General features: G+C 55.3%; 8 protein-coding genes and 1 pseudogene. All 9 read left to right on the top strand.

Features of this window, described 5'->3' with window-relative positions:
* The coding region (locus HCU66_RS26035) for a hypothetical protein (RefSeq protein ID WP_241015697.1) at positions 1-403 on the top strand (403 nt) is incomplete at its 5' end.
* On the top strand, positions 400-2,928 hold the full coding sequence (locus HCU66_RS26030; protein ID WP_205891248.1) for a PglZ domain-containing protein: 2,529 nt from the start codon (positions 400-402) through the stop codon (positions 2,926-2,928). The genes HCU66_RS26035 and HCU66_RS26030, both read left to right, overlap by 4 nt.
* Positions 2,925-4,892: a BREX system Lon protease-like protein BrxL gene (brxL, locus tag HCU66_RS26025; RefSeq protein ID WP_479561818.1), complete on the top strand. Its 1,968-nt coding sequence runs from the start codon at positions 2,925-2,927 to the stop codon at positions 4,890-4,892. The genes HCU66_RS26030 and brxL overlap by 4 nt, the downstream gene beginning before the upstream one ends.
* Positions 4,889-5,065, top strand: coding sequence for an MIT C-terminal domain-containing protein (locus tag HCU66_RS27270; protein ID WP_338136470.1), 177 nt, complete (start codon positions 4,889-4,891; stop codon positions 5,063-5,065). The genes brxL and HCU66_RS27270 overlap by 4 nt, the downstream gene beginning before the upstream one ends.
* A gap of 121 nt (positions 5,066-5,186) precedes the next feature.
* Entirely contained in the window at positions 5,187-6,884 is a 1,698-nt protein-coding gene (locus tag HCU66_RS26020) for an SNF2-related protein (RefSeq protein ID WP_205891247.1), read from the top strand.
* Positions 6,878-6,967: pseudogene (locus tag HCU66_RS27265) on the top strand (hypothetical protein); the annotation flags it as partial. The gene HCU66_RS26020 and the pseudogene HCU66_RS27265, both read left to right, overlap by 7 nt.
* Complete coding sequence (locus HCU66_RS26015) at positions 6,950-8,347, top strand: helicase-related protein (protein ID WP_241015698.1); 1,398 nt, start codon at positions 6,950-6,952, stop codon at positions 8,345-8,347. The pseudogene HCU66_RS27265 and the gene HCU66_RS26015, both read left to right, overlap by 18 nt.
* Positions 8,348-8,362: 15 nt before the next feature.
* Entirely contained in the window at positions 8,363-10,123 is a 1,761-nt protein-coding gene (locus HCU66_RS26010) for a hypothetical protein (protein WP_205891245.1), read from the top strand.
* Between the two features lie 386 nt (positions 10,124-10,509).
* Complete coding sequence (locus tag HCU66_RS26005) at positions 10,510-11,883, top strand: transposase (protein WP_205891244.1); 1,374 nt, start codon at positions 10,510-10,512, stop codon at positions 11,881-11,883.
* Positions 11,884-12,097 lie beyond the last annotated feature (214 nt).

Below are 12,097 nucleotides of genomic sequence, written 5' to 3'. Positions count from 1 at the left end.
GCGCAACAAAGGCGTTGCTCGCTCGCGCGATGACGAGAAGCAGTTCGAGGCGCTGCAATCCCTTGAGCTCGAACTGATTGAACTACGCGACACCCTGCTCAAGCTGGCGCCCACCTACAAGCCCAACCACAACGACGGCGTGCAAATCAGTGCCGCGCCAATGTGGTCTTTGTTCCGCCACAAACCCTGGCAGAAGGTGCTCAAGGACACCTGGGCCAAGCTGGAGAAAGGCGATTACGACTGGGCGCATCTGGCAATGAACTACTGGCCAGAACGTGTGCGTGAAAAGTCCAAGACTGACAAGTCGCTGGCTATTGCTCACGGCTTGGGGAGTTTATATGTCGAGCCTGAGACCAAACCGAAGAAGGCGCGCGGCAAGAAGAAGGTCGGGGGTGATGAATGAGTATTGCTGAATTTATCCGCGAGAGTGTGCTGCGGCCACGTTTGAAGAAGGCCGGCGCCTTGGTGGTGTATGACGTCGACAAGCGCTACCGAGAGCAGTGTTTTGATCTGGCGGCCGACAAGGTGCTGGTGGTGGATGCCTCAGAAAGCAGTATAGAAAGCCGCGAGTCGGCACTGTTGGCACTGCGCGAGGTGGGGCAACCTAAGGCGCCACTCGAAGGGGTATTGATCTACGTGCCCACGAGGTGGCCTGAGACAGACGAGCAAAAGCAGGCCGACCCGTTCGCGCTCTATGCAGAATGCGGTGCGGTGTTCCCGCAAGATGATGGTGACGAGTACCTCAACCTTTGCCTGCGCGCCAGACCGGATCACGCCACCGAGATCCGCCAGGTGTTTGGCTGGTCACTTGCGGGGCCGAGCTTTGCGGTTATCGATACCATCGGGGGCGGCGTGAGCTGGCCCCAGTTGCGAGCAACCCTGCGGGTGGAATCTGGCCGGGAGATTCTGGCGGCGCTACTGGCGCCGAGTGTTAGCCAATTAGAAGGGCTGAAGATCCAGGAAGGTTGGGTGCAAGAGGCGCGCGACTTCCTCCGCGCTACCTTGGGCTTGAGCATGAAGACGCGCAGCAAGACCTGGGTTGCCCTGGCGGATGAACTGTGGCGCTATGTGCTGTTCAGTGAGTTCGTTTTTGATTTGCCGGTGGCGCTGCCAGAAACCCTGAAGGGGGTACCACATGCGCCGATTGAGGCCAGGCCTATCGTGGAGGATGTGTGCGATCGGCTGCGCAGCGACCCGAGGTCGCGCGCGATTTATATCGAGCGTGCGGAGGCCATCGAAGCAGAACTCAATCTGGTAGAACTGTGTGGGGCGATTGAAAACCTCGGTGAGCGTGACACCTTCCCCTTCGAGGAGCGGACCTTTCTGCGCACGGCGATCAAGGGTATTGTGACGGGTGATACAGATGCCACACGCCTCGTGCTGACCCGCTACAAGAGTTCAGTTTGGCTCGGCAAGGGCGAGAGCCAGGCGCAGTGGGAGTTGGTGCGATCTGGCCTTAGTTTGGTCGAGGCCTGCGAAGACCTTGAACGTCAGTTGCCAGATCACGCCCGCTCTCAGGCGGACCTGATCGATTTCTACCTGGGCAGTCTGCGTGAAGCAGATCGCCTGCAGCGCGAGTTTGAGCAAGCCGCTGGCGACTTCCTCGACCAGCACGGTTTGATGCACGAAGTGATCAGCCAAGCGCGGGCCCACTATCGGCGCCTGGCCGAAAAGGTTCAGGGCGTGTTTGTTAAGCACGTCGAGACCGTTGGTTGGCCGCCTACCGGGCGCCTGGCAAATGCCGACGCCTTTGATCGCCTGGTGGCGGATCGTCTCAAGGAAAGCGGACGCAAGGTGGCCTACTTGATGGTAGACGCCCTGCGGTACGAGTTGGGCGTAGCCCTTGAAAAAATGCTGGCAGAGGACGGCCCGGTCGAGCTGCAGGCGGCCTACGCGCAGCTGCCGACCATCACCCTGGTGGGCATGGCGAGCTTGTTGCCTGGCGCACGCACGGGGCTGAGCTTGTCGCTGGAAAACGAATCACTCTTACCCAATCTGGTGGGCGCACCGGTGGGCAACGTCGCACAGCGCATGAATGTACTGGCCAAGCGTTACGGGGATCGCTTCTCTGAAATGTTGCTCAACGATTTCGTGCGCGGCAAACCGACGATTGCGGAGACTGTCGATCTGCTGGTGCTTCGTTCCACGGAGATCGACAGTCAGCTGGAAAGTAACCCCGAGACGACGTTGGGTCTGATCCCCGGTACGCTCAAGCTGATCCGCGTCGCACTGCACAAGCTACGTGGCATGGGATTCAAAGAAGCGGTTATCGTGACTGACCACGGCTTCTTCCTTAATGCGCAAGCGGAGGCTGGGGATGTCTGCGTCAAACCCCAGGGCAAATGGCCGGTTAATGCGCATGACCGCATGATGCTAGGTGACGGATCTACCGATAGTCACAGCCTGGTTGTCAGCGCGGAACGGGTCGGCATTCGTGGTGATTTCTCCCAAGTAGCCTTGCCTCGCAGCATGGCGCCCTATCGCTCAGGGCATCTGTATTTTCATGGGGGAGCATCCCTCGCCGAGGCCGTTGTGCCGGTGCTGGTTGCGCGCTTAGATACCGCAGGCCATGCGGAACTTCGCAAAGTGGTGGTGGAACTGACCTACAAGAACGGCGCAAAGCGAATTACTACAAGGCTGCCGGTCATCGAGGTCATACTGGTTGCCGACGATATGTTTTTGCAATATATGAGCGTCGAGATCCTGCTGGAAGCGCAGGACAGCAAGGGCAACGTTGTCGGTGAATCACGCCCGGGCGGCGATGTGAATCCCGCCACCCGAACCGTGACTTTGATACCAGGCCAGCGCAAGCAAATTGCCCTACGCATGGATGACGAGTTCAGGGGTAAGTTCTCGGTCAAGGCGCTGAATCCGACTACGCTTGCGGCATACAACGCTCTTGCGATTGAAACCGACTATACGGAATGAGCCCTATGGACGAACTCGACCAAAAGCTAAACGCGACTTTCGACGGGAAAGTGCTGCGCAAGGACTTGCTGCATCGGATCAAGAAAGGCACCAACGTCCCTACGTTCGTCTTGGAGTTTCTGCTCGCTAAGTATTGCGCCAGTAATGATCAGGCGGAGATGGATGCCGGTATGGAGGCAGTGCTGTCGTCCTTGCAGGAGAATTACGTTCGCCCCGATGAAGCCAATGCCGCTCAGTCCAAGGTTGCCACTCAGGGCAAACACCGGTTCATTGACAAGGTTCACGTGCGCTATGTCGAGAAAGAGAAGCGTCACTGGGCATCGCTGGAAAACTTCAACTCGCAGCGGATTGCGATCGGCGAGAAGTTCTACCGCGACAACGATCGATTGCTTGAAGGTGGCATTTGGGCCGAGGTGACCCTGGCTCACAACGACATTGAGGAAGACGACTACGCGTTTTCTATCGAAAATTTGCGGCCGATCCAACTCTCGCGCTTCGACTTCGAGCGCTACACCGAAGGCCGTGGGGCTTTCACCCGGGACGAGTGGATTGCGGCTGTTCTGCGGTCGGTCGGTTTGGAGCCAAGCAAGCTGTCGAAACGGGTGCAGATGCATTTCATTGCCCGGCTGGCAGTCTTGGTGGAGCCGAATTACAACTACATCGAATTGGGTCCGCGTGGTACTGGTAAGTCTTACTTTTTTAGTGAATTTTCGCCTTACGCCACGTTGATCTCTGGCGGCCAGGCGACCAAGTCTACGCTTTTCTACAACAACGCACGCCGCAAGGTGGGCCTAGTTGGGTATTGGGACACCGTTGCCTTCGACGAAGTGGGTGGGATCAAAGTGCGTGATCCGGACACGATCCAGATCATGAAGGACTTCATGGCCAACGGCCGCTTTTCGCGAGGTGCCGAGATCATTGCCGATGCCAGTTTGAGCTTCGTTGGCAACATCGATGTCTCGGTGCAGCAAGTGGTTAACTCCGACAAACACGATTTGTTCCAGCCACTTCCACCCGAGTTTGACCTCGCTGTGATGGATCGTTTTGCTGCCTATATTCCAGGCTGGGAAATGCCAAAAAATAGTAGCGAGTTCCTGACCAGCCGCTACGGATTCATCACCGACTACTTAGCTGAGGCCTTCCATTACCAGTTCAAGCACACGAACCGGTATGAGGAGGTCGGCAAGCGTATTCGTCTTGGCAAGTCGATTGAGGGACGCGACGAAAAAGGCATCAAGAAAACCGTCTGTGCCTTCTTAAAGATTCTCCATCCGAATGGGCCTCCGACCGACGACGAATTCGAAGAGTACGTGGCCTATGCGACCGAGTGCCGCCGCCGCGTCAAGGAACAGATGAACAAGCGTAAACCGGATGACGAGTTTGCACGCATTAACCTGTCCTACTTCAAATCGAGCGGCGAGGAAATCGTTGTCTTCTGCCCGGAGTCTAAGGATGCATTGGCGACGCAACAGCCGGCTCGTCGTAGGCTGAGTCAAACCAACGAGCAGCATGGTGCTGTTGTCGAAGTACAGTCCGCAGCGCAACCTGTACAGACCGTCGAAATGGCGCGTTCATCGGCGCCGCAATCGATTACTCCGACTCCTGCGGTTTTCGAACCTGTTACCTCGGAGGAACTCAAGGAGCAGCACTTTACAATCCTGTACGGAGACACCGGCTACAGCTATGAGTCGATCATAGGACCGTATCTCCGAGGTGCGAAAACGGTTGTCATTGAGGACCCATACATTCGGCTGCACCACCAGATTCAGAACTTCGTTCGCTTTTGTGAGACAGCGCTAAAGGCCGGCACTGTGAAGAAGATCAGTCTGATCACGGGCTATGACGACAAGACGCAGTTGGCCGAGATCGCCGAAAAGCTCGAAGAACTCAAGCAGAGTCTGTTGGAGTTGGATGCCGAGCTGGNAGTAATGATCAGGCGGAGTTGGATGCCGAGCTGGAGGTGAAACTCAACTCTAACATCCATGACCGCGAGATCCGTCTCGACAACGGCTGGGTCATCAAGATCGGTCGCGGGCTCGATTTTTACCAAAAGCCTGGGGGGTGGTTCGAGATTGGAGCGAACGATCTGAGCCTTCGTAAGTGCCTAGAGACGAAGGTAGACATTTTCCGAGCCTGAGGTTACGGCTCATGACTGCGTGAGATATACGGCGTCTTTGCTGCGCTACAGTTCAGTTTTTATAGCCAGTGACGAGGCATCTCTATCCCGTAGTTCTTCGCCACGTAATAGTGGAGGTTGCATGAGCTTTGACGCTGGCATTGCTGTGAGTAGCATCGATAATCCCGGTCGGCAGGGGGTGGTGACAAACACCCCAGCTCGTAAGAAGCCCTCAGGGCTTTACGTTCAGGTCCGATGGTCCGATGGCGGTGTCGACTTCGTGCATGAGGAAGAGATCGAGCCTCTTGATAATCTCGACTCGCAGGACCCATTCTCGTTGGTGGAAAAGGGGCGGTATGGACGTGCGGCGGATCTACGCTGCAACCTGACCTATGTGCACCTTTCTGGACGGCTGGCAAATCTGGTTTATGCCATGGGTATCACCAATACGGAATTCTACCCCCACCAGTATCGGCCGTTACTCACGCTACTCGAATCTCCTATCAACGGTTTGCTCATTGCCGACGAAGTAGGCCTGGGCAAGACCATAGAAGCTGGTCTGATTTGGACGGAGCTTAGAGCCCGCTTTGACATGCGCAGATTGCTGGTGGTCTGCCCCGCAATGTTGCGGGAAAAATGGCGAAATGAGCTGCGCAATCGATTCGGCGTGGATGCCCAGATCGTGAAAGCAGAGGACCTGCTTGATGCTATGAGGCAGCCTCGCCATCAAATTGGTGAAGGCAAAGCCTGGATCATCAGCTACCAAGCTGCGCGTGCATCGCGTGCATGGAGGCCAGATGGAAAAACCAAACCGAAAAACCCAAGCGCGCGCTGGCAGTTGGCAGATTTTTTGTATGAGAACGCAGAAGAGGAGCCGCTTATTGACATGGTGGTCTTCGACGAAGCGCATTACATGCGCAATAGTGAAAGCGCCACGTGGAACTTGGGTGAATTGCTTCGCGGGGTGTCCGACTACCAAACAATGCTCTCAGCCACACCGATCAGCCTCCAGAATCAAGATTTATTCAACCTATTGCGACTACTTGATCCTGACCATTTCAGTTCGGAGCAGGACTTCACTCGGCTAATTGAATCAAACAAGCCGCTGGTTGCGGCACGGGATGCGGTGCTCAACTATCAATCGAACAGCAAGCAGATAATGTCCCATTTGCAGGCTGCTGCCGATGAACAACTTCTGATGAAATCGTTGCAACTTGCGGCAGTACTTCGTGATCCGCCCACGGACGAACGGCTGGCAACAAAAGGCTATAGGGCTCAGCTAGCGGATACGCTTGAACGCATGAATCTGCTCTCGCACGCGATTGTAAGGACACGCAAGCGCGACGTGCAGGAGCGCCGCGTAACCCGCGATGTACGCAGAGAGGAGGTGGAAATGAGCCCGGTGGAACGCGAGCTCTATTTAGCTGTTACCGATACAACCCGAGAATTCGCCTGGAGACGGGGTATCAGCGACGGTTTCCTCCTAGCCAGTCCCCAGAGGCAGGTGACTTCCTGTCCTGCTGCTGTCGCCGAGGCCTGGCTTATGGGAGGGAATAGCGCTGAGGAGTTAATAGAGGATCTGGAGGATGAGTACGAGGCCGAACTTGAACTTGAAGAAGTGGACCAGTCACCGCTCTCCTTACGTGAGTTGCTGCGTGCAACCATACCTAGATCGGTGGATCTGGCGGCTCTTCGGCGTGAAGACACCAAGTTCGCCCGTCTTCTAACAGTGGCGGGCGACTTCCTGAGGAACCACCCACAGGAAAAGATTGTGCTCTTCACTACTTTCCGCGCTACAGCCCGATATCTAGTTGAGCGTCTGCTCCGCGAGGNGGCTTGATATCGAATGAGGTCGCTCCCTTCGGTGGCGTGAAGCAGAGCGGTCTCGGTCGGGAGGGATCCCACCTGGGGATCGACGAGTTCCGACTGAGCAAGACTCTTCGAATCCTTGTTTCGACCGAGGTAGCCGCCGAAGGTGTAGACCTCCAATTTTGCAGGGTTTTAGTGAATTACGACCTGCCTTGGAACCCTGCCCGCATCGAGCAGCGTATCGGTCGTATCGATCGGCTTGGCCAGCAGGCAGATATAGTTCACATCTGGAATCTCTACTTCAAGGACACGATCGACCAGAGAATAGTTTCCAGGCTTCTAGACCGTTTGCGCATCTTCGAGGAAGCCTTGGGGGAAGCCGAGGCAGTGGTGGGTGATCAGATTCGCAAGCTGGAATCTTCGCTATTGAGCCGTCAGCTGACTCAAGTGGAAGAAGACGCGGAAATCGAGCGAGCAGCACAGGCGCTCGAAAATCTACGTCTGCGTCGCGAGGAGCTGGAGAGTAATGCTGCACACATGATGGCCCACGGTCAGCGGGTTATGGAACGAATTGAGGCAGCTCACGAACTTGCGCGTCGAGTCACGGAAACTGATCTCTACATTTATATTAAAGACTATCTCAACAAATACTGGCCTGGACATCGCTTTGCCCAAGAAACTGATGATAGCCATCTAATCAGTATCCAACTTCCAGGAGAGCTGGCAGCCAGGCTGGATGATTTCCTCAGAACGGAAGGGTTGATAGGTAAGACACAGCTGGGGGCTGGCGGGGTGAGAATCTGCCGCTTTCTCAACCGGGTAAGCGAAATATCGCGCAGGGGTGAGGAGATAATTCATCAATTTCACCCTCTGATTCGTTTTATCAGTCGAGACCTTAAGGCGCGCAACGAACACTTTTACCCTTTGATTGCACTGTGTCTTGGTGGTAGCGAGCAACAGAGCTATTTGCCACACGGCACCTATGTCTTCTACATACGCTCTTGGGCATTCTCCGGTGTACGGGAAGAGGAAGTTCTGGCCGTAGCCGCTTTGCGGCTACAAGACGGGAATGTGCTTGATGAAGACGCTGCCGATCAGTTAGTGCAGCTTGCTCGCGTGAATGGCTGCGACTGGCTAGGCGCAGACCAGGCAGTAGCCCCCTGTCTTGTTCGAGCCCGCCTCGAGGAGGCGGAGACCTTGCTCGATGGACGCTATCGCATAGCCTTGGAGCGGAAGAGGAATGAGAATTCAGACCGTGCGCACTTTCAACTCGACTCGATAGACCGCTACCTCGATCGCCGCCTACCCAAATTACACAACACGCTGCAAACACATATCGACGCGGGCCGGCCTTCCCTCGCCAATATGACGCAAGGGAAGATTGACAAACTCTTGGCCCGTATAAACACACGCCGGGAGCGTATCCGCGAAAAAGAAAAGGTACTCGCCGACCGGTACTTCGTTTGCGCAGGGATCTTGCAGGTCGATGGCTGACTTGAGGGAGGAGAGATGGGAAGCCTACAAGAAGAGCTCGCCAAGGTGTTTCCAGAGTTAGGCAATCAACTCGTAAAGGAGAAGTCAGTAACAAAGACGGGCGATCAGCCAGTACCCCCATCACAGATCAAGTACTCATCCGAGCAAGATTGGAAAGATGACGTCCGGCCTCTCAAGTACTCCAAGGACTCAAGACCACCAGACGTCGGCTCGGAGGTAACACATAAAAAAAAACCTCGGCCCGTTGCGAAGCCACCATCGGGTCAAAAACAAAACAAGCAACGAGCCCCCGATACTCAAGCCTCGGAAATCAACTGCGGGGATATGAAATTTGTGCACGAGGTATATCACCCAGCATCGAAGACGTCCCCGCGTCCCCCTGCCAAAGTCGATACGATTACGATTGCCGAACTAGGCTTTGACGCCGTCAGCCAGGCAGTACTGACGCGGGTGTCCGAGTTCAAGATGCCTGAGGACTGGGTAAAGGAAGGATCCGCCTTGCAAGCAAATGGAAGTGGAACCTCACGTGCCTTATCCGTCAGAGTGGGCATCGATTTCGGAACAGCCTATACGAAACTCGCCATCAGAGCCGCTGACAAGGTGTTTTTTGTCGACTGGGACGGAGTTCGCAGCAGCCCCCATCGATATTTTCTGCCTGGCGAATTATCGTGCTGCACTGATGGGGGTGTTTGGCTGGGAAGAACGCCTGAGAAGTCCGAGGTGCTCAGTAATCTCAAACTGCCCTTTATCTCCAGCCACCCAGTACAGTCTCGGCAACTGGCGGCTGCAGTAGTTTTCCTTGCATGGGTGATGCGCTATGCGCGTGCTTGGCTATATCGACATCAGGCGCCGCTTGTTGGAAACAGGCGTTTGGTATGGGAGGTCAACCTTGGTATTCCAACGAATTCCTGGTTGTCACCATTAAAAGATGACTACAACCGTATCGGGTGTTGGGGGTGGCAACTCAGCCAAACTCACGACAAGCTGACCTTGGAAGCCGCCGACGCATTGATGCAAGCCACTCCTGTAGGCTTGGCCGACATAGGACTGGATGGTCTCTACCCTATGCCAGAGTTTGTTGCGCAGATCGCCGGCTACGTCAAATCGCCACAACGTCGGAATGGCCTGCATCTATTGCTGGATGTTGGCGCCGGCACGATGGATGTCGCGGTTTTTAACGTTTATCGAGAATCACAAGAAAGCGAGGATCGATTTCCAATCTTTGCTAGCACCGTCAAACCATTGGGAACGCATTTCTTGATGGCTAGGCGATCTGATGAGTTAGGGTTAAGCAGCCATCACTGGGATGATATTGAGGGAACCCCAACGACGGATAAACTCGCCGAACGCCTAGCAATAGATCGTGCTCTGCTTCTAAGCATCGATAAGTATTTCGCTTTACGTGTGAGCGATGTAATAGGTGAGATTCTTCACTATACCAAGGCTCACCGCTATCCGTATGCCCCGGAGTGGACTGCGGGGATCCCGGTTTTTCTCGCCGGCGGCGGCTCGACCTGCGATGTTTACCTACGCGCCTTAAAGCAAGCTTTCGAGAAGATCAAGGCGCAACCTCTGCGCACTCAGTTCCCAATGCTTGAGACTACGGCGGTCAGCAGCATAGGCCCCGATGATTTTCACCGGTTATCAGTAGCTCACGGGTTGACCTACGACGCAGTAAGCATAGGCAATATCATCGCGCCTCATGAGATAGAAGACATTGAACGCCACGCAACGGTGCGAGAAAGACCGGATCGTGACGAACTTTATCCGAAATGACGTTTTCCGGCGGCCGCTTGCTGGAAGTGCCTATACTGGTCGAGGTATTGGACCATGAAGGCTGAGGAGCTCCGCCTCGTAGCGCTGACCATTGAGCAATTGCCGTTCCGGGTCTGGATATGTCCACTTTGCGTCGAAAGCCTCCGAACCATGAAGGGGAGGAGGTTGTATCGAATTTCACATTTACAGCGAGCATAGTAGCGGTTCAGCATTGAGGCGCTTTTTGAAATTTAACGTAAATCACTTGTTCCCATCCTCAGTACGTTTTATGCCGTCTTTAAGAAAGATCGGCGAGAGGCAGAAATCAGCCGATTCTGTTGAAAAAGTAGCTCCCCCGTCTGGCCTGCGGCAAAATCTTCGCACCAGCCAGCAGGGAAGCACGCAGCATGATGGGACAGTTATCGAGTGGGCAGGAACGGCTGTTTTACTCGTTCAACCTTGAGGATCACATCCCCGCCAATCACCTTCTGCGCAGCATTGATCAGTGTCTCGATCTGAGCGACCTGCGCCATTACCTCGCCGATTTTTACAGCCCGATTGGGCGTCCGTCGATTGATCCTGAACTGATGATTCGCATGCTGATCGTGGGCTATTGCTACGGCATTCGCTCAGAGCGGCGGCTGTGCGAAGAGACCCATTTGAACCTGGCGTATCGCTGGTTCTGCCGGTTAAGCCTTGAAGATGAAGTCCCCAATCACTCGACCTTTTCCAAAAATCGACACGGCCGTTTTCGGGACAGCGATCTGTTTCGCTGGCTATTCAATGAAGTGCTGCGTCGTTGCATGGACGCAGGCCTGGTCAAAGGTGAAGGCTTTGCCGTGGACGCCAGCATCATCAAGGCGGACGCCAGCCGGCAGCGCGGTGTACCGGGCGATGAACAGGTCAACTGGAGCGATCCGGCCCTGAGCACTCGCGCCGTGCGAGAGTATCTTGAGGCACTCGATGAAGAGGCTCTGGCCGAAACGCTACCGAAGCGCCTATCGCTGACTGATCCTCAGGCCCGCTGGACCGCTGCTCCAGGTGGCCCAGCGTTCTACGCTTACTCCACGAATTATCTGATCGATACCGAGCACGGTGTCATCGTGGATGTGGAACCTACACCGGCTCATCGTACGGCCGAGGTCGAGAGCACCAAGATCATGATTGACCGGGTCGAGGCGCAGTTCGACATCAAGCCGGAACGCCTGATTGGCGACACCGCTTACGGTACCGCGCCGATGCTGGCCTGGATGGTGGAGGAGAAAGACATCGAGCCGCATGTGCCGGTGTGGGACAAAACCGAGCGCAAGAACGACAGCTTTTCGAGCAACGATTTCCACTGGAATGAAGAGGCTGAGGAATACCTCTGTCCGGCCGGCAACGCATTGCGCAGTGAATGGCGAGCCTTCAAGAACGAGCGTTCGCACATCACCAAAGCCAACACCATCATCTTCCGATCCCGGCAGGCCGACTGCGTTGCCTGTCCGATGAAAGCCCGGTGCTGCCCGAACACTGCGTTTCGCAAGATCGCTCGCAGCGTCCATGAAGCCGCGCGGGATGTGGCTCGACGCATCGCAGCGACGGCGCAATACGTGCGCTCTCGCCACGAACGTAAAAAGGTCGAAATGTTGTTTGCCCACCTCAAGCGCATCCTGAAATTGGATCGCCTGCGACTACGTGGCATGAGCGGTGCGACCGATGAGTTCACGCTGGCGGCCGCGGTTCAGAACCTGCGCCGGCTGGCCAAATTTACCTCTCAAGGTCCACCGGTCACGGGATAGGTGCGCCTGCACTAAGCAAAAACCTCAAACTAACCCACTAACTGAGCAGCAAAGATCAACGAAGGGCCGAAAAACCACTCAATGTGGTGAGTAGGTTCTCCGGTGGTGATCGTGCGTGAGTTCAGTCGAGCAGAAAATCCGACTTTTTCAACAGAATCAGCCAAAAGCTGCCATTCAAACCTTTCTAGAAAAGGCGGCTTGACTCAGCTATGGC

It is taken from the genome of Pseudomonas frederiksbergensis, assembly GCF_017114915.1.
Taxonomy (GTDB): Bacteria; Pseudomonadota; Gammaproteobacteria; order Pseudomonadales; family Pseudomonadaceae; genus Aquipseudomonas; species Aquipseudomonas frederiksbergensis_I.
This window is presented reverse-complemented; position numbering and strand designations above follow the sequence as displayed.